The 17,840-nt window shown below is 65.8% G+C and carries 15 protein-coding genes; 6 read left to right on the top strand and 9 right to left on the bottom strand.

Features of this window, described 5'->3' with window-relative positions; all coding sequences use genetic code 11:
- Window positions 1-9 precede the first annotated feature (9 nt).
- The 8 genes from pstB to FLL57_RS23025 all read right to left on the bottom strand — a co-directional run bounded on the left by pstB (window position 10) and on the right by FLL57_RS23025 (window position 8,389).
- On the bottom strand, window positions 10-834 hold the full coding sequence (gene pstB / locus FLL57_RS23060; RefSeq protein ID WP_013504598.1) for a phosphate ABC transporter ATP-binding protein PstB: 825 nt from the start codon (window positions 832-834) through the stop codon (window positions 10-12).
- Window positions 831-1,694, bottom strand: coding sequence for a phosphate ABC transporter permease PstA (pstA, locus tag FLL57_RS23055; protein WP_142884117.1), 864 nt, complete (start codon window positions 1,692-1,694; stop codon window positions 831-833). The genes pstB and pstA overlap by 4 nt, the downstream gene beginning before the upstream one ends.
- Entirely contained in the window at window positions 1,695-2,696 is a 1,002-nt protein-coding gene (pstC, locus tag FLL57_RS23050; protein WP_142884116.1) for a phosphate ABC transporter permease subunit PstC, read from the bottom strand.
- Between the two features lie 220 nt (window positions 2,697-2,916).
- Window positions 2,917-3,927, bottom strand: a complete 1,011-nt coding sequence (pstS, locus tag FLL57_RS23045) for a phosphate ABC transporter substrate-binding protein PstS (RefSeq protein WP_142884115.1) — start codon at window positions 3,925-3,927, stop codon at window positions 2,917-2,919.
- A 132-nt stretch (window positions 3,928-4,059) separates the two neighbouring features.
- Window positions 4,060-5,424, bottom strand: a complete 1,365-nt coding sequence (locus FLL57_RS23040; RefSeq protein WP_142884114.1) for an ATP-binding protein — start codon at window positions 5,422-5,424, stop codon at window positions 4,060-4,062.
- Between the two features lie 3 nt (window positions 5,425-5,427).
- The gene (locus FLL57_RS23035) at window positions 5,428-6,462 is read right to left on the bottom strand and encodes a lysylphosphatidylglycerol synthase domain-containing protein (RefSeq protein WP_013504603.1); all 1,035 of its coding nucleotides are present in this window, start codon (window positions 6,460-6,462) and stop codon (window positions 5,428-5,430) included.
- 232 nt (window positions 6,463-6,694) lie between these two features.
- Window positions 6,695-6,991: a hypothetical protein gene (locus FLL57_RS23030; protein WP_013504604.1), complete on the bottom strand. Its 297-nt coding sequence runs from the start codon at window positions 6,989-6,991 to the stop codon at window positions 6,695-6,697.
- A gap of 3 nt (window positions 6,992-6,994) precedes the next feature.
- Window positions 6,995-8,389 carry an OmpA family protein gene (locus tag FLL57_RS23025; RefSeq protein ID WP_047306999.1) on the bottom strand — a complete coding sequence of 465 codons (1,395 nt, stop codon included), beginning with the start codon at window positions 8,387-8,389 and terminating at the stop codon, window positions 6,995-6,997.
- A 154-nt stretch (window positions 8,390-8,543) separates the two neighbouring features.
- Between FLL57_RS23025 and FLL57_RS23020 the strand changes: the two genes are divergently transcribed.
- The 3 genes from FLL57_RS23020 to FLL57_RS23010 all read left to right on the top strand — a co-directional run bounded on the left by FLL57_RS23020 (window position 8,544) and on the right by FLL57_RS23010 (window position 11,609).
- Window positions 8,544-9,602 carry a polysaccharide deacetylase family protein gene (locus FLL57_RS23020; RefSeq protein ID WP_013504606.1) on the top strand — a complete coding sequence of 353 codons (1,059 nt, stop codon included), beginning with the start codon at window positions 8,544-8,546 and terminating at the stop codon, window positions 9,600-9,602.
- A gap of 60 nt (window positions 9,603-9,662) precedes the next feature.
- Window positions 9,663-10,469 carry an SDR family oxidoreductase gene (locus tag FLL57_RS23015; RefSeq protein WP_142884113.1) on the top strand — a complete coding sequence of 269 codons (807 nt, stop codon included), beginning with the start codon at window positions 9,663-9,665 and terminating at the stop codon, window positions 10,467-10,469.
- 141 nt (window positions 10,470-10,610) lie between these two features.
- The gene (locus FLL57_RS23010; protein ID WP_283811127.1) at window positions 10,611-11,609 is read left to right on the top strand and encodes a helix-turn-helix transcriptional regulator; all 999 of its coding nucleotides are present in this window, start codon (window positions 10,611-10,613) and stop codon (window positions 11,607-11,609) included.
- A gap of 7 nt (window positions 11,610-11,616) precedes the next feature.
- Here FLL57_RS23010 and ugpB read toward each other — a convergent pair whose 3' ends face one another.
- Entirely contained in the window at window positions 11,617-12,945 is a 1,329-nt protein-coding gene (gene ugpB, locus FLL57_RS23005; RefSeq protein WP_142884111.1) for a sn-glycerol-3-phosphate ABC transporter substrate-binding protein UgpB, read from the bottom strand.
- 205 nt (window positions 12,946-13,150) lie between these two features.
- Here ugpB and FLL57_RS23000 point away from each other — a divergent pair, with 205 nt between their 5' ends.
- The 3 genes from FLL57_RS23000 to FLL57_RS22990 are packed head-to-tail and all read left to right on the top strand — an operon-like array spanning window position 13,151 to window position 17,678.
- Window positions 13,151-15,232, top strand: a complete 2,082-nt coding sequence (locus FLL57_RS23000; protein ID WP_013504610.1) for a sensor histidine kinase — start codon at window positions 13,151-13,153, stop codon at window positions 15,230-15,232.
- Window positions 15,202-16,941: an ATP-binding response regulator gene (locus tag FLL57_RS22995; protein ID WP_013504611.1), complete on the top strand. Its 1,740-nt coding sequence runs from the start codon at window positions 15,202-15,204 to the stop codon at window positions 16,939-16,941. Before FLL57_RS23000 ends, FLL57_RS22995 begins: the two co-directional genes overlap by 31 nt.
- Window positions 16,938-17,678, top strand: a complete 741-nt coding sequence (locus tag FLL57_RS22990) for a response regulator (protein WP_013504612.1) — start codon at window positions 16,938-16,940, stop codon at window positions 17,676-17,678. The genes FLL57_RS22995 and FLL57_RS22990 overlap by 4 nt, the downstream gene beginning before the upstream one ends.
- Window positions 17,679-17,840: the final 162 nt, after the last annotated feature.

Raw genomic sequence — 17,840 nt, 5'->3', positions numbered from 1 at the left:
CCCGCGGCGTCAGCCGAACCGGCCGGTGATGTAATCCTGGGTGCGCCGATCGTTCGGCGAGGTGAAGATCTTGTTGGTCGGCCCGAACTCGATCAGCTCCCCGAGATACATGAAGGCGGTCGATTCCGACACGCGGGCCGCCTGCTGCATGTTGTGAGTGACGATCGCGATCGTGTACTGCTCCTTGAGCTCGTCGATCAGTTCCTCGATCTTGGCGGTCGAGATCGGGTCGAGCGCCGAGCACGGCTCGTCGAACAGGATCACTTCGGGCCGCACCGCGATGGTCCGGGCGATGCACAGCCGCTGCTGCTGACCGCCCGACAGGCTGAGGCCGGAGGCGCTGAGCTTGTCCTTGACCTCGTTCCACAACGCGGCGCCGCGCAGCGCCTTCTCGACCCGGCCGTCCATCTCCGACTTGGAAATCTTCTCGTACAGACGGACGCCGAACGCGATGTTGTCGTAGATCGTCATCGGGAACGGCGTCGGCTTCTGGAACACCATGCCGACCCGGGCGCGCAGCAGATTGAGGTCGAGCTTGGGGTCGAGGATGTTGGTGTTGTCGAGCAGCACCTGGCCGTCGGCCCGCTGGCCCGGATACAGATCGTACATCCGGTTGAAGATCCGCAGCAAGGTCGACTTGCCGCAACCCGACGGGCCGATGAAGGCGGTGACCCGGTTGGCGGCGAGCGCGAGGTTGATGTGCTTCAGCGCGTGGTTCTGGCCGTAGTAGAAATTCAGATCCCGCACGGTCATCTTGGGCGGACCGTCCGGCTGGGCGCCGATCGGCGGCATCGCCGCTGAGGGAACATTGGTCGCGATCGAGATCTCGGTCATTTCGGGGTCCTCTCCGCGCCGATGATACGCGCGCCGATGTTGAGGGCGAGAACGGTCAGGGTGATCAGCAGCGCGCCGGTCCAGGCGAGCTGCTTCCAGTAGTCGTAGGGGCTCTGCACGAAGTTGTTGATGGTCACCGGCAGGTTGGCCATCGTGCGGCTGAGGTCCAGGCTGAAGAACTGGTTGCTGAGCGCGGTGAACAGCAGCGGCGCGGTTTCACCGGCGACGCGCGCGGTGGCGAGCAGAATGCCGGTGATCAGACCGGCGCGAGCGGCCCGATAGGCGATCCGGCGGATCACCAGCGAGCGCGGCAGCCCGAGCGCGGACGCCGCTTCGCGAAGCGAACTCGGAACCAGCAGCAGCATGTCCTCGGTTGTCCGCACCACCACCGGAATCACGATCACCGCGAGCGCCAGCGCGCCGGCGAGCGCGGAGAATCGCCCCATCGTCACCACCACCGCGCCGTAGATGAACAGGCCGATGATGATCGACGGCGCGCTGAGCAGGATGTCGTTGATGAAACGGATCACCGAGGTCAGCTTGTCGTACTTGCCGTATTCGGCCAGGTAGGTGCCGGCGAACAGGCCGAGCGGCGCACCGATGCCGACGCCGAGCACCGTCATGATCACGGAGCCGACGATGGCGTTGAGCAGGCCGCCGTCGGTCGACCCGGGAGGCGGCGTGCTCTTGGTGAACACGCCGAGATCGAGACCGGCGAGGCCATTCCAGAACAGCGTGAACAGGATCAGCGCCAGCCAGGTGACGCCGAACACGGCGGCGATGGAGCACAGCACCTTGACGACCACGTCGCTGCGATGCCGGCGGACATAGATCGGATTGTTGTGCGCGTTGAGGGACATTTACTTTCCCGCCTTCATTTCGAGACGCATCAGCAACAGCCGCGCCGCAGCCAGCACCATGAAAGTGAGGATGAACAGCAGCAGGCCGAGCAGGATCAGGCCGGACTGATGCAAACCGTCGCTTTCGGCGAATTCCGAGGCGATCGCCGCCGAGATCGTGGTGCCGGGCGAGAAGATCGATCCGGTGATCCTGAACGAGTTTCCGATAATGAAGGTGACCGCCATGGTCTCGCCGAGCGCGCGGCCGAGCGCCAGCATGATGCCGCCGATCACGCCGACCCGGGTGTAGGGGATCACGACGCTGCGCACGACTTCCCAGGTGGTGCAGCCGACGCCGTAGGCGGCCTCTTTCAGCACCGGCGGCACGGTCTTGAACACGTCGACCGAGATCGCGGTGATGAACGGCAACACCATGATGGCCAGGATCAGCGAGGCGTTGAACAGGCTGAGATAGGACGGCGGTCCCGCGAAGATGTCGCCGAGCACCGGCACGCCCTCGAACAGCGCGATCATCGCCGGCTGGAAATGATTGGCCAGGAACGGCCCGAGCACGAAGAAGCCCCACATGCCGTAGATGATCGACGGAATGCCGGCCAGCAGTTCGATGGCGAGGCCGATCGGGCGGCGCAGCCACATCGGGCACAGCTCGGTGAGGAAGATCGCGATGCCGAGACCGACCGGGATGGCGATCATCATCGCGATCAGCGACGTCACAAGCGTGCCGTAGATCGGGCCGAGCGCGCCGAGTACCGGCGGGTCGTTGGCCGGCGCCCAGCGCGCGGTGGTCAGGAACGACAGGCCGAATTCCTGGATCGCCGGCCAGGCACCGACGAACAGCGACAGGATGATGCCGCCGAGGATCAGCAGGACCGAGATCGCGCAGGCGCGCGTGGCCCAATAGAATGTCTTGTCACCCAGCTTGAAGGCGCTCAGCGCCTTGGCGCGATCGAAAGGTCCGGCAGCCGCTTGCAACCCTGTAGTGTCCACCGCCATGTCCGCCACGCCATTTCCCCTTGTGCCGGTGCAGGTTACGACTTTCCGCGCCGCGTAGCCTGGAGATTTCAGTTTGTCAGGAATTGCCACGATCGCTCATCGTGGCTCGCTGCGAACGTGATCGCGTTCGCGAAGACCGAGCCGGAACTCAACCCGAAGGCTCGAGTTCCGGCGCGGCCGGCGGCGGCGCGATCCGCTGTCGGAACCGCGCCGCCTGGTCGTTCTGCGATCAGCTCTTGATCTCGGAGGCCCAGGTCTTCTCGACCTGCTTGACGACCGAGTCCGGCATCGGGACGTAGTCGAGTTCTTCGGCCATCTTGCCGCCCTTCTCGAACGCCCACTTGAAGAACTTCAGGGCTTCGGTCGAGGCCGCCTTGTCGGTCGCGTCCTTGTGCATCAGGATGAAGGTCGCGGCGGCGATCGGCCAGGACGCGTCGCCAGGCTGATTGGTGAGGATCAGGTAGTAACCCGGAGCCTTCGCCCAATCCGCGTTGGCAGCGGCGGCCTGGAACGACGCCATGGTCGGCTGCACGGTCTTGCCGGCGCTGTTGATCATCGACGCGTAGGTCAGCTTGTTCTGCTTGGCGTAGGCGTACTCGACGTAGCCGATCGAGTTCTTGGTCTGGCTGATGTTGCCGGCAACGCCTTCGTTACCCTTGGCGCCGACACCGACCGGCCATTCGACCGCGGTGCCCGAGCCGACCTTCGACTTCCAGTCGGCGCTCACCTTCGACAGATAGTCGGTGAAGTTGAACGTGGTGCCCGAGCCGTCCGAGCGGCGCACGACGGCGATCGCGTCGGTCGGCAGCTTCAGCTTCGGGTTCAGCTTGGCGATCGCCGGATCGTTCCAGGCCTTGATCTCACCGAGATAGATCTTGGCGAGGGTGTTGCCGTCGAGCACCATTTCGCCGGGCTTGATGCCTTCGATATTCATGACGGGGACGATCGCGCCCATCACCATCGGCCACTGCGCCAGGCCTTCCTTCTCGAGCTGCTCGGGCTTCAGCGGAGCGTCAGTGGCGCCGAACGTCACGGTCTTGGCGATGATCTGCTTGATGCCGGCGCCCGAACCGATCGACTGGTAGTTCAGACCGTTGCCGGTTTCCTTCTTATAGGCATCGGCCCACTTCGAATAGATCGGGAAAGGAAAGCTCGCACCCGCGCCGGTGATGTCGGCGGCGAAGGCCGACGTCGACGCCGCAACCATGCCGGCCGCGACGATTGCCTTGATGAAATTCATGGGGAAGGTTCTCCATCTGTAAGCGAAGCGCTCCGCGCGCCCGACTGCGCTTACCCCGCCCCGTCTACGGGCGGTCGGTTGACCTTTTATGAGGGTTTGATGACAGTCATGTGACTTCACTAACCAAATGAATTAATTGACTTTTTCAACTACGACCTGGGGCTTTCCCCGAGGCAGACAGACGGTGAAAGTCGCACCTTTTTTCAGCACGCTTTCGATCAAAAGCCGGCCGCGATGGCGGTTAACAATATGTTTCACCAAGGATAATCCTAGCCCGGTACCGCCTTGGGATCGACTGTCGCCGACATCGACCCGGTAGAAGCGCTCGGTCAGCCGCGGCAGGTGCTCCGGGGCGATACCCGGTCCGAAATCGCGGACCAGCGCACGATACTCCGGCACGCCGTCGCCCGAGACCGAAGCCGTCACCGAAACGACGACGCGTCCGCCGGAGGCGCCGTATTTCAGCGCGTTCTCGATCAGGTTCTCGAACAGCCGCAACAGTTCTTCGCGGTCGCCCGCGATCGTCACCGGCTCCTCGGGCAGATCCAGATCGATCACCACCTGGCGCTCCTTCGCCAGCGGCTCGAGGCCGTCGGTGACCTGCTTGATCAGCGGCCGCAGGTCGATCAGAGCGTCGGGCCGGACGTGCACACTGAGCTCGACCCGCGATAGCGACAGCAGATCGTCGATCAGACGCGCCATCCGGGTCGCCTGGGCGTGCATGATTCCGAGGAAACGTTCGCGCGCTTTCGGATCGTCGCGCGCCTGCCCCTGCAGCGTGTCGATGAAACCCGATAACGCGGCGAGCGGCGTGCGCAGTTCGTGGCTGGCGTTGGCGACGAAATCGGCGCGCATCTCCTCGACCCGGCGTAGCGGAGTGAGATCGTGGAACGTCATCAACATGCACTGATCGGTACCGCCGAACGCGGTCGGCACCTCCACCGGGGCGATGATCAGTTCGAGCCAGCGCTCGATCGAGCCGTGATCGAGATAGGAGACGCGGCGCGGCTCGGAGGTGGCGATCGCCTCGCGCAGCGCGGTGACTATCTCGGGGCTGCGCAGTGCGAACTGCGCCAATTCACGCACCCGCAGCGCCGGCGCCAGTTGCGCGGCCGCGGCGTTGAGATGAATGACGCGGCCGGCACGATCGAGCAGCACCGCCGGGTCCGGCATGCCGCCGACGATGGCACTCACCACCGGCATTTCCACCGGACTGATGCCGAGAGTGTCGTCGATCGCATTGGCGCCGTCGTGCAGACGCCACGGCACCAGCGCCGCCGCGACGAGGCCGACGAAGGCGGCGAGCGCCGGCACGACCGCGAGGTCCGCGAACAGCACCAGCGCGGTGAGCGCCAGCACCGCGGCCAGCAGGATGATCGCCGCATGACGGAGCCGGTCAGACCAATGCGTCAGCAGCGAAGCCGGCGCGGCCGGCGCCGCGAATACGAGATCACGACCGGGGCGGGCTTGCTCGTCGGGCGCGGGGGCGGTGGTCATGGCTCAACCTGGTGAGGGATCTCCGCGCACCGGCTTCGGCTCCAGCGCTTCGCCCAGCGGGCGGACCCGCTTCGGCCTCGCACCGAGCACGATCTCCCGGATCGCGAGTACGAGGATCGATATCACGAACGGCACGATGTAGTACAGCAGACGGAACAGCAGCATGCCGGCGAGCAGCTCTTCTTTGTCCATCTGCCAAAGGCCGACCAGCATCGCAGCGTCGAACACGCCGAGACCGCCGGGCGAGTGGCTGGCGAAGCCGAGCAGAGTCGCCGACACGAAGATCACCGCGACCACGACGAAGCCGACATGCGGCTCTTCGGGCGTCAGCACGTACATCGCCAGCGCACAGAAGCTGAGGTCGACGATGCCGATCCCGATCTGCAGCAGCGTCAGCTTGCCGCCGGGCAGCGTCACCGTCCAACTGCCGCGCCCGACGCAGCGCGGCTTGATCGACACCCAGGCGACGTAGACCGCCAGCCCGGCGATGATCAGCAGCGCAAGAACCCGATTGACCTCAGGCGGCAATTGATCGACCGCCGAGGCCGCTTCCGGATGATACGCCACGCCGAGGCCAAGCACTGCGGCATTGCCGAGCCAGAACGTCAGGCCGGCGAGAAAGCAAACCTTGGCGACGTCGATCGCATCGAGTCCCCAGGCCGAGTAGATCCGGTAGCGCACCGCACCGCCGGTCAGCGCGCTGGCGCCGACATTGTGACCGATCGAATAGCTGGTGAAGGCGGCGAGCGCGTTGACCCGGTAAGGCACGTCGTCGCGCCCGATCGCACGGACGGCAAACAGATCGTAGAACGTCAGGGTGAAATAGCCGGCGGCGACGAACACCGCGGCGAGCGCAATCGAGCTCGGGTCGGTCTGGCTCATCGCATCGAGCACCCGGTCGGTGTCGATGCCACGGAGAATGTGATACAGAACATAGCAGGCGGCTGCGATGATCGCGATGCTGACCGCAACACCGAGTTTGTGCAGGATTTGCTTCTCGCGCAGAACTTTGATCGTCCTGCGTATTGCGATCCGCATCGAGACCTCGATCCCCTTCGCCGCGATCTACCCCTGGTGTTCCGGCACGTGTGCCGAACTGAGGCCGGCCGCCGGTCGTTGGTAGCGTGTTTTCCGGCCGAGTGGAATTCGGTCGACCCCCGAGGGCAGCTTTCGGCGTCTCGAATCCGGTTCGGCCGTCGGCTGCGACTTCGCCGTTATTGGCTTTCGCTGCAGCGCGGGACCTATCGTCGCAGCGACGCCGGTCACCAGCTCAGGACCGCTGCGATTGCCGCGCCACCACCCAATAGCGGAGCCACGAGCCGATGGCACAACCGATCAGATAGGCAGCCAGCATGGCCAGGAAAAGGTCGAGCCAGTAGCCGGCCCGGCCCGGAACCAGCCGCGCCAGCGAGAGCCCGAGCAGCACCGCAGCGATGCCGCCGATCCCCAGCAAGGCGTTCTTCGACAGGTCGGGTCCGCGATGCACCACCGAGATCCAGCCGACCGCGAAGCCGAGCAGCAGCGATCCGATCAGCCAGCCCCAGAAGAAATCCGCCAAAGCCACCATGCGTCACCTGACCACGAAGTCGATCCGGCGATTCTTCGCCTTGCCGGCGTCGGAATCGTTCCCGGAGAGCGGAATCTTGCTGCCGTAGCCGAACGCTTGAAGACGCTCGGGCGTCACGCCGGCCCGCACCATGTAGTCGACCACCGCGCGCGCGCGCTTTTCCGACAGCGACTGGTTGAAGGCGTCGTCGCCGTCGCTGTCGGTGTGGCCGGCGATCTCGATCCTGGCGTTGGGACAGCGCATCGCGGTCTCGATCAGCCGGTCCAGCAGACCGGCGGAATCCTTGGAAATCCCGGCGCTGGCGGAATCGAACTGCACGGTGGTCTTGGCCAGCAGGCCATTGAACAATTGCTGGCACACCGAGGCGTCCACCGGCGCCGCCGCCGGCTTTACCGAGAGGTCGGCCTTCACCGTCCAGCCCTGCGGCAGTTCCTTGTTGAGCCCGCCGCGGATCTGGCTCGCCGCGGCCTCGTAAAGCGCATCGCCGGACAGATGGATCTCCCGGTCCGACAGTACCAGGGTGCCGGTCGACAGCCGTGACAGCGCGCCCAGCGCCGTCACCGCGGCGTCGAGAAAGCCCTTCGGGGCGCCGACGCTGGCCTTGAGGTTATCGACCACCTTCTCGCCGAAGAACTTGCGGCCGGTGGCGGCGGCGAGCGCGGCATGCACGGCGTTGTCCGGAACATAGCCGTCGAGCGCGACCTGCCCGGCGACCGGATCCTTATAGGCGCGGAACACGTAAGGCGGTGCTTCGATCTCGTTGTCGCCGATCGTGTAACCATCGGGCAGGTTGCGCAGTGCCGCGGCGATCGACTCCCGGCCGCCGATATCCCTGGCCATCCCCTTCAGCGCAACTTGCGTGCCCGTCAGGGTGATCCTGCCCTGCTTCAACTTGCCGATCTGGTCGATCAGCAGCATCGCGGCGGCGTCGAACCGCTGCGGGGCGCCGCGCGCCAGCGCCATCCGGTCGATCACCTCGACACCGCCGACCACCGACCGCGCGCCGTCGACCAGCCGGGTACGGCTCGCCGGCAGCGGCGCACTGCCGGTCAGTGTCACCCGCACCACATCGCGCTCGATCGACCAGACATAAGGAGAGGCTTCCGGAACCAGTCTGGTCCGGTCGTTCACCAGACGAAGCCCCGGCACAGCCTCGACCGCGGACACCGCGGCGCGGCGCCCCTCCTCGGAGAACGCCTCGGCGGCCAGCGTGATGTCGCGGCCCGCTGCGGTGATTCTCGTCTTGTCGAGAACGGTGTCCTTGAGCACGGCCGTGGCGCGAGCGCCAAGGTCGGCTTCCACGGCCGGCATCGTCGTCCAAGCGGCGATCGCCCAGAGAATGACCAGCGGAATGGCGCCGGGCCACCATTTACCGCTGGAGCTGTAGAGTCCGCGCATTCCGCTTCCCGTGGATCAGAAGCAGAGAGAAATCAAACCGTTGGAAGGCTGTCAAACCCAATTCAAGGAAACAGCGCCCAAAGTTGCGCTTCCCATAACCGTTTCTTCAACCGTCGGCACCTATCATCGTGCGGAAATTGAGTAGCCGGGTTCGATGAAGCACTTCCGCCACAGCATGATCCGCGCCGGGCTCGAGGCCCTTTATTACACCGGCGCGCATCGGGTGCTGCGGCCGATCTTTTCGGGAATCGGCACGATCTTCATGCTGCACAACGTTCGTCCGGCTCGCGACGATCCGTTTCAGCCCAATCGCCACCTCGAAGTCACGCCGGACTTCCTCCGTGCCACACTGGCGCACCTACGGCAGCTCGAGGTCGACCTCGTCACCATGGACGAACTGTACCGGCGGCTCGACGCGCGGGATTTCAGCCGACGATTCGCCTGCATCACGCTGGACGACGGCTATCGCGACAACCGCGACTTCGCGCTGCCGGTCTTCGAGGAGTTCGGCGCCCCCTTCACGGTGTTCGTCACCTGCGACTTCGCCGAAGGCACCGGACGATTGTGGTGGGTGACGCTGGAGCGGCTGATCGCCGCCCAAAGCCGGCTCGAAGTATCGATCGGCGGCCACGAGTTGCGCCTCGACACCGAAACGCCCGAGGCCAAGCAGGCGGCTTTCGACCGGCTGCACGATCTGCTGCGCAGCCTGCCGAATGGCAGCGATCTCGACGCTGCGATGACCGCGCTGTGCCTGCGCTACGACATCGACGAAACCGCTACGTCGCGTGAACTCTGCCTGCCTTGGGAGGAACTGCGCCGCTTCGCCGCGCACCCGCTGGTGACGATCGGCGCTCACGGCATCACCCACTGCATGCTGCGCCGACAGAGCGAACTGGTCGCGGCCCACGAATTGACCGGCAGCCGCGCCCGGATCCAGGACGAGTTGCAGCAAACGGTCGATCATCTCGCCTATCCGTACGGCGACAAAGCCGCAGCGGGGCCCCGTGAATTCGCGCTGGCCAAGGCGGCCGGCTTCAAGACCGCCGTGACGACCAGGCCCGGCATGATGTTCGCCGAATGCGCCGACCGCCTCACCGCGCTGCCACGCGTCTCGCTCAACGGTCTTTATCAGGACGACCGGTTGTTGCCGGTGCTGACTTCCGGCGCCGCCACCGCAATGTGGAACGGCTTCCGCCGCGTCGCTGCGGCGTGATTTCTTGACTCGCCCTCCCCGTCACCGCAAACAGGCGGCCAAACACCCGAGGGAGGCGTCATGTTCAAGGATCTGTTCTCGCTGCAAGGCCGCGTCGCCTTGGTGACCGGCGGCTCGCGCGGCATCGGCAAGATGATCGCGGCGGGCTTTCTCGCCTACGGCGCGACCCGGGTGTACATCACCGCGCGCAAGGCGGCGGTCTGCCAGGCGACTGCCGACGAACTCACCGAAATGTATCCCGGCGAGTGCATCGCGCTGCCGATCGACATCTCGACGATGGCCGGCATCGACACGCTGGCTGCGGAGATCAAGCGCCGCGAAACCAAGCTCGACATTCTGGTCAACAACGCCGGAGCCGCCTGGGCGGCCGACTTCGACGAATTCCCGGAGAGCGGCTGGGACAAGGTGATGGACCTCAACGTCAAAACCCCGTTCTTCCTCACCAAGGCGCTGGCCCAGCAGCTTCGCGCCGCCGCAAGCGCCGAGCAGCCCGGCAAGGTGATCAACATCGCCTCGATCGACGGCATCTTCGTCAATCCGCTCGAGACCTATCCTTACGCTGCGTCGAAGGCCGGGCTGATCCATCTGACCCGGCGGATGGCGGTGCGGCTGATCAAGGACCACATCGTGGTCACCGCGATCGCGCCCGGGCCGTTCGCCTCCGACATGAACAAGGCCGCGCGGGACGAAGCCGATGCGGTCGCCAAGCGCGTGCCGGCCGGCCGGATCGGCACCGACGAGGACATGGCCGGCACCGCCGTATTCCTCGCCTCGCGCGCCGGCGACTACGTGGTCGGATCGACCGTGACGGTGGACGGCGGCGTCGCTTTCGCCAACCCCGGCATCAAGGGCGACGGCTGGGCGTAAGCCGCCTCGCCTCGTCTCCCGCTGGGCGTGGCGGGAGAGGTCGCCTCCGATAGGGCTCCGCTGCTCCCCTGCGCGCTGACGCGCGCAGGACCAGCATTCCGCGATGTTCCGTCCCACCCACGAAATTCTCCTTGTACTATAATGCATCGAACGGCAATCCATCGGATTGCTGGCGCTTTCGGCCGGCACTATCATTCCCCAAACAGCAGTGAATGGACCGAGATGGCCGAGCCAGACGATACCGACGCGAGCTTTCTGCTCGACCTCGGCCGCCATGTCCGAACCATGCGCGGGCGACGCGGGATGTCGCGCAAGGTGCTGGCCAAGGTCTCCGGCATCTCGGAGCGCTACATCGCGCAGCTCGAAAGCGGCAAGGGCAACGTGTCGATCATGCTGCTGCGCCGGATCTCCGAAGCGCTGGCGACACCGCTGGAAGACCTGCTGCCGTCCAATGAAACGTCGGCCGACTGGCCGGTGATCCGCGATCTGGTGCGGCGCGCCACCCCGGTGCAGATCGCGCATGCCAAGGACGTGCTGTCCGGTCTCGGCCGGTTCGGCAGCGGTCCGGAGCGGAACGCGACCTTCCACGGCATCGCGCTGATCGGTCTGCGCGGCGCCGGCAAATCGACGCTGGGCAAGATGCTGGCCGACAGCATCGGCTGGAGCTTCGTCGAGTTGAACCGCGAGATCGAGCGTCAGAACGGGCTCTCGGTATCGGAGATCATCGCGCTCTACGGACAGGAAGGCTTCCGGCGCATGGAGCAGACCGCGCTGTCGCGGCTGCTCGCCCGCAACGAGCCGATCGTGCTGGCGACCGGCGGCGGCATCGTCTCCGAGCCGATCACCTTCGACCAGATTCTGACCTCGTTCTACACGCTGTGGCTCAAGGCCGAGCCCGAGGAACACATGGCGCGCGTGCGCGGCCAGGGAGATTTGCGGCCGATGGCCGACGACCGCGCCGCGATGCAGGAGCTGCGCACCATTCTGCAAAGCCGCGAGCCATTATACGCACGCGCGGCCGGCGTGCTCGACACTGCCGGGCTGACGATCGAGGCAGCCGCGCAGAAACTGGTCGCGATGGTGGCCCCGGTGTTGAACCGCGACTCCAATGTGTTCGGCTTGCGCAAGCCGGCGTCTTAGCTGGACTTCAAGGCTTCGTGCGCTCGAACTGCCGCAGCAGCTTGTTGCCGCGCTCCACCGCCGCATCCATCGCCGCCTGCGCGCTCTTGAGGCCGCGCACCGCCTGCTCGAACTCGTCTTCGATCGCCGCCCGCACCAGCACGAACGACCCCAGTCGCAGCCCGCGCGAATGCTCGGTCGGCGGCTTCGATGTCATCTGCTCGATCGAGATCGCGGTACCCGGATTGCGGTCGTAGAACCCCTGCGCGCGGGTGAGATCATAGGCTGCCTTGGTGATCGGCAGATAACCGGTGTGCTGGTGCCACGCCGCCTGAATCTCCGGCTTCGACAGGTAAGCGAAGAACTTGGCGGCGCCCTTGTATTCCCCCGCCGAACGGCCACGCAGTACCCACAGGGTCGCGCCGCCGATGATGGTGTTTTGCGGCGCATCGGCGACGTCCGGCCAATACGGCAGCCGGCCGTAGCCGACCTCGAACTGCGCATTGGCGAGGATGTCGGCGCGGGTCGCCGACGAGCCGATGAAGATGCCGCAATCGCCCTGCTGGAATCGTGGTTCGGCGGCGGTGGCGCGACCGCCATAGTCGTAGATCCTGGTCTTCTGCCAATCGGCGAGCTGCGCGACATGACGCACCACTACCGGATTGTTGAACACCAGGACGGCATCCAATCCGCCGAGGCCGTTCGACCGCGTCGCCAGCGGCAGGTTGTGATAGGCGGAGAAATTCTCGACCTGGACCCAGGACGGCCACGAGGTCGTAAAGCCGCACGCCGCGCCGGCCTCGACCAGCCGCTCCGCCATGGCGGCGAGCTCCGGCCAAGTGGTCGGCGCCGTCTCCGGATCGAGCCCGGCGCGCCTGAACAGCGTCTTGTTATAATACAGAATCGGCGTCGAGGCGTTGAACGGAAACGACAGCATATTGCCGCCGAGATCGGTGTAGTAGCCGGTGACGGCCGGCAGATAATCCGCGGGCGAGAATGCTTCGCGCTCGTCGCGCATCAATTCGTAGACCGGATAGACCGCCCCCTTCGCCGCCATCATGGTGGCGGTCGCGATCTCGTTGACCTGCACGATCGTCGGCTGACTGGAGGAGCGGAACGCGAAGATCGCCGCGGTGACGGTCTGGGTGTAGTTGCCCTTGTAGGTCGGGACCACGCGGTAGTCGGACTGCGACGCATTGAAATCCGCCGCCAGCTTTTCGAGCTGCCGGCCGAGCTGGCCGGACATCGCATGCCACCAGGCGATCTCCGTGACGGCGCTGGCAGGGGCGATACCGGCGGCGGCCCAAACCAGTCCGGCGGTAGCGAGCTGCGCGAGTCTTCCCAGGATTCCGGCCATCGCCCGACGCACTCACTCCCGATAGCCATCGCCCAGGCTGATCTGCTAGCTTGGCAGGACTTCTCCGGTCCCGGCGATCGGGTCAACTGTATGGGATTGAACTTGCCGCTGTCCAGCCGAGCCGAGGTCCCGCGCGCCGCCCCTGCACGCCCCCTGACGCGGCGGTCGGGGCATCCGGTCGTTGATCGGCACGAGGTCGACTGAGTTGGATCCGCTCGCCCCGCCCCTCTCGGAAGCCGAGCCGCGGCCGGACCGGCGCGGGCGCACCGGCCTCGTCGGCCTGGTGCGAGCGGTGCCGATCCGCTGGCGCATCCTGTCGATTGCGGCGCTGAATTCCCTGGTCGTGCTGGTACTCGTCAGCATGATCTGGAGCGGCACACGAGTGCTGCGCACCGCCTGGGATGACGTCCGCCAGGTGAGGGAATCCGACAAGATCCTGGCGCTGCTGGAAAGCGAAACCGGCCGGCTACAGAACCTCATCCACCGCTACATCAATCAGCCCAGCCCCGAACTGTTCGCCGAAATCCTGCTGCTGCGCGAAGCGGTGCTCGGGACGCTGACCAATCGCGCCTCGACCGATCCGATGCTGTCCGGCTCGGTGGAAGAGCTGGAGCGGGCCACCGAGCGCTTCCTCGGCGGCTTCGGCGATCTACGGGCGCTGCAGACCACGATCAAGGCGACCTACGAGAACCAGATCCAGGCTCCGGCACGCGACATCGCCGCCCTGTTCGCGGTGATCGGCGGCGCCACCGGCCAGCGCGACGCGCTGATCCTGCCGCCGCTCGGCCGTGCCCGCGAGGCGTTCACTGCCATGCTGGTCGCGGCGAACTCCTACTATCTGTCGCTGTCGCCGCAGGCCGCCGAGGACGCGCGACAGAATACCGAGACGATCGTCCGCACGATTCCGGTCATGACCGAGCTCGCCGACAACGATCTGCAGAAGATGGCGCTACAGAAGCTCGATCTGCGCACCGCGGCGCTGAGCGACGGTTTGCAGGAATTGACCGATCAGCTCGCCAAGCGCAGCGATCTGTTGCGCAACTCGATCGATGCCAGTCAGGCCGCCACCATCGCGGCGATCGACGCGCTGTCGGTGAAGATGCGTCAGCGCGAGCAGAAGGCCCAGGAGACGTTCGACCGCACCCTGACCGGAATATCGCGCAAGGTGCTGTCGATTGCGCTGATTTTCCTCGGCGTGATCATCACTGCCGGAATCGTCATCGCGCTCAGCATCCGCCTGCCGCTGCAGCAGATCCTGGCCGCGATGCACGCCATCACCTCGGGCAACTACGATCGCCGCGTCGCCGGGACCGAGGCGAGGGACGAGATCGGCGCGATGGCGCGCGCGGTCGAAGTGTTCCGCGAGAACGCCATCGACAAGCGAAAGGCCGAGAACGATCTGCGCGAGTCCAAGGAGAAGGCGGAGAGCGCGCTGCTCGAACTGAAGACCGCGCAGCAGAACTTGATCGACGCCGAACGGCTGGCCGCGCTCGGCAGTCTGGTCGCCGGCGTCGCTCACGAGGTCAACAACCCGATCGGCATCAGCCTGACGGTGGCATCGAGCTTCGCCCGCAGGGCGACGACGTTCGAGAGCGAGCTGAAGGGAGACACCCCGCTGCGCCGCTCACAGCTCGACGAATTCGTGCGCTCGACGCGCGACGCCGCCCAGCAACTCGTCGGCAACCTGCAGCGCGCCGCCGAACTGATCCAGTCCTTCAAGCAGGTGGCGGTCGACCGGTCGCACGCCGAGCGCCGGCACTTCAACCTGCACGAGGCCACCGACCAGATCGTCGCCAGCCTGAAGCCGGTGCTCAAGCGCTCGCCGATCCGGATCGAGATCGACGTGCCGGACGGGCTGACGATCGACGGCTATCCCGGCGCCTACGGACAGATCCTGACCAATTTGTTCCTGAATGCCGCCAACCACGCCTTCCCCGACGGTCGGGCCGGATCGATCACCATCACGGCCCGGTCGCGCGGCGCCGATGACGTCGAGGTGATCTTCACCGATGACGGCGCCGGCATGACCCCGGACGTGCAGCGCCAGGCGTTCGATCCGTTCTTCACCACCCGCCGCAACGAGGGTGGCACCGGGCTCGGGCTGCACATCGTTTACAATCTGGTGACCCAGCAGCTCGGCGGCCGGATGATGCTGGAATCAAGACTAGGACAAGGCACGACTTTTCGCATTATCATGCCCAAAACCGCCACCGGCGGCGCGGCGCCCACCGACCCGCCCATCGACGGAAACCTGCAATGGCCGACCAGGACGATATCCTCGAGCTGATCGAAGACAGCGATTCGGCGCCGGAGGCATCGGACACGCGGAAATGGAAGATCGCGGTGATCGACGACGATCTCGCGGTTCACGACGGTACCCGCTTCGCGCTGAGCGACTACAGCCTCAACGGCCAGGGGCTGGAAATCCTGTCGGCCTATTCGGGCGCCGAGGGCCGCGACCTGATGCGGGCCAATCCGGACATCGCCGCGGTGCTGCTCGACGTCATCATGGAGACCGACGCGGCCGGGCTCGACCTGGTCGAATTCATCCGCAACGAACTGAAGAACGAGACCGTCCGCATCATCCTGCGGACCGGCCAGCCCGGCCAGGCGCCGGAGCGCCGCGTCATCGTCGACTACGACATCAACGACTACAAGGCCAAGACCGAGCTGACCGCCGACAAGCTGTTCACGTCGCTGACCGCGGCGCTGCGCAGCTATCAGCAGCTCGAACGGATGGTGCAGACCCGGCGCGGCCTGGAGATCATCATCGACGCCGCCTCGACGCTGTACGACTTCAAGTCGATGCAGCGGCTCGCCGAGGGCGTGCTGACCCAGCTCGCCTCGCTGCTCAATGTCGATTGCGCCGGTATTTTGGTGCTCAGGGATTGCGGCGAGGATCTGTCGGTGCTGGCCGGCTCGGGGTGCTACAGCCGCTTCATCGGCACCACGCGCAACAGCAATGCGCTCGATCCGGATCTGCGCCAGATGGTCGAGGAGGCGTTCCGCCGCCGCAAGCACGAATTCGCCGACCATCGCACCGTGCTCTACATACGCACCGGCAGCGGCCGCGAAGTGGTGGTGCTGTTGCAGGCCGAGCGCGAACTGTCCGACACCGACCGCTCGCTGGTCGAGATCTTCGGAAGCCGGCTGTCGATCGCGTTCGACAACGTCATTCTGTATCGGCAGTTGCACGAGGCCAACACCCAGCTCGAAGATCGGGTGGCGCAGCGCACCCGGGCGCTGACCCAGGCCAACCGCCGGCTGTCGACGCAGTGGCTGCGGCTGCAGCGCGCCAATGCGTTCAAGAACGAGATCCTCGGCACCGTCGCCCACGATCTGAAGAACCCGCTCGGCGTCATCCTCGGCCGCACCGAGATGCTGACCGAGCTGATCGGAGCCGAAGCCTCCAAGGATCACGTCATCGCCCAGGTCGACCACATCCGCGACGCCACACGGCGGCTGACGCTGATGGTCGATCATCTGATCTCGGACGCCATGGCGGATGCGTTCGACATCTCGATCCGGCGCGAGGCGGTCGACATCGCCGCGCTGGTCGGCGAGGTCGCCGAAGCCAACCGGCCGATGGCCCAGAACAAGCAGCAGGTGATTTCGGTATCGACGCCAGAGGCGTGCACCACGATGTGCGACTCCGACCGGATGCGCGAGGCGATCGACAATCTGGTCAGCAACGCCATCAAATACAGTCCGATCGGCGGCAACATCGCCCTGCAGGTCGACAGCGACGACGACGGCACCGTGATCCGCGTGACCGACGAGGGCGCCGGCCTGTCGCCGGAAGATCTCGGCCGGCTGTTCGGCCGGTTCCAGCGGCTGTCCGCCAAGCCGACCGCCGGGGAGAGCTCGACCGGGCTCGGATTGTCGATCGTCAAGAAGATCGTCGACATGCATGGCGGCGAGATCGTCGCCGAAAGCCCCGGCCCGAGCCAGGGCGCGACCTTCACCATCATCCTGCCCGCAGCGTCGATGTCATGAGCCAGAATCCGCACATCATCGTCGTCGACGACGAAGCTCCAGCCCGCGAAATGGTCGGCGACTATCTGAAGATGCACGGCTTCGCCGTGACGCTGTGCGACGGCGGCAGGAGCCTGCGCGCCGAGATCGCCGTCAAGCTGCCGGACCTGGTGGTGCTCGACCTCAACATGCCGGAGGAGGACGGTCTGTCGATCATCCGCGACCTCAAGGCCAAGTCCAACGTGCCGGTGATCATGCTGACCGCCACGGCCAGTCCGATCGACCGCGTCGTCGGTCTCGAGCTCGGCGCCGACGACTACGTCGCCAAGCCGTGCGAGCTGCGCGAATTGATGGCCCGCATCCGCTCGGTGCTGCGCCGCGCGGCGCCGCCCAAGCCGGCCGCCGCAGAACCGGCGAGCGCGCCCAAACCGGACACCACCCAGCTCGTCCGGTTCGGCACCAAATGGCTTGATCTCGAGGCGCAGGCGCTGCGCGACGACGATGGCAACGAGCATCCGCTGACGGCGTCGGAATTCGGGCTGCTCAAAGTGTTCGCCGCCAATCCGAAACGGGTGCTGTCGCGCGAGCGCCTGCTGGAGCTGGCGAATGCCCGCGATGCCGAGGCGTTCGACCGCGCGGTCGATCTGCGGATCATGCGGATCCGGCGCAAGATCGAGCCCGACCCGACCAAACCGGCGGTCATCCGCACCATCCGCGGCGGCGGCTATTTGTTCTCGCCCGCCTCCGAGCGGGCCTGATCGTCCTCGCCCGCCCCCCGCGCGGGCCTGAGGCTGCTCGTCGCCCCGCGGCACGGCTGCGGTAACGCCTCCCCTGTCGTTCCGACCGATTGTTTCGTCGCCGGCCCGGCCACGAAACATTTTCAGCATGGCACGAAACCATTTTGGGCACCGGCGCAGACC

It is taken from the genome of Rhodopseudomonas palustris (assembly GCF_007005445.1).
In the GTDB taxonomy this organism is placed as follows: Bacteria; Pseudomonadota; Alphaproteobacteria; order Rhizobiales; family Xanthobacteraceae; genus Rhodopseudomonas; species Rhodopseudomonas palustris_G.
The sequence above is the reverse complement of the archived record's forward strand: the minus strand, read 5'-3'. Positions and strand labels throughout refer to the sequence as shown.

Coding starts and splice junctions, on each gene's coding strand:
- FLL57_RS23030 (WP_013504604.1), bottom strand. CDS start 6,991: ATGGTGGCTTTGGCGGATTTCTTCTGGGGCTGGCTGATCGGATCGCTG.
- FLL57_RS23020 (WP_013504606.1), top strand. CDS start 8,544: ATGAAGCACTTCCGCCACAGCATGATCCGCGCCGGGCTCGAGGCCCTT.
- FLL57_RS23010 (WP_283811127.1), top strand. CDS start 10,611: ATGCATCGAACGGCAATCCATCGGATTGCTGGCGCTTTCGGCCGGCAC.
- pstA (WP_142884117.1), bottom strand. CDS start 1,694: ATGTCCCTCAACGCGCACAACAATCCGATCTATGTCCGCCGGCATCGC.
- FLL57_RS22995 (WP_013504611.1), top strand. CDS start 15,202: ATGGCCGACCAGGACGATATCCTCGAGCTGATCGAAGACAGCGATTCG.
- FLL57_RS23035 (WP_013504603.1), bottom strand. CDS start 6,462: ATGCGGATCGCAATACGCAGGACGATCAAAGTTCTGCGCGAGAAGCAA.
- pstB (WP_013504598.1), bottom strand. CDS start 834: ATGACCGAGATCTCGATCGCGACCAATGTTCCCTCAGCGGCGATGCCG.
- ugpB (WP_142884111.1), bottom strand. CDS start 12,945: ATGGCCGGAATCCTGGGAAGACTCGCGCAGCTCGCTACCGCCGGACTG.
- FLL57_RS23040 (WP_142884114.1), bottom strand. CDS start 5,424: ATGACCACCGCCCCCGCGCCCGACGAGCAAGCCCGCCCCGGTCGTGAT.
- FLL57_RS22990 (WP_013504612.1), top strand. CDS start 16,938: ATGAGCCAGAATCCGCACATCATCGTCGTCGACGACGAAGCTCCAGCC.
- pstS (WP_142884115.1), bottom strand. CDS start 3,927: ATGAATTTCATCAAGGCAATCGTCGCGGCCGGCATGGTTGCGGCGTCG.
- FLL57_RS23015 (WP_142884113.1), top strand. CDS start 9,663: ATGTTCAAGGATCTGTTCTCGCTGCAAGGCCGCGTCGCCTTGGTGACC.
- FLL57_RS23025 (WP_047306999.1), bottom strand. CDS start 8,389: ATGCGCGGACTCTACAGCTCCAGCGGTAAATGGTGGCCCGGCGCCATT.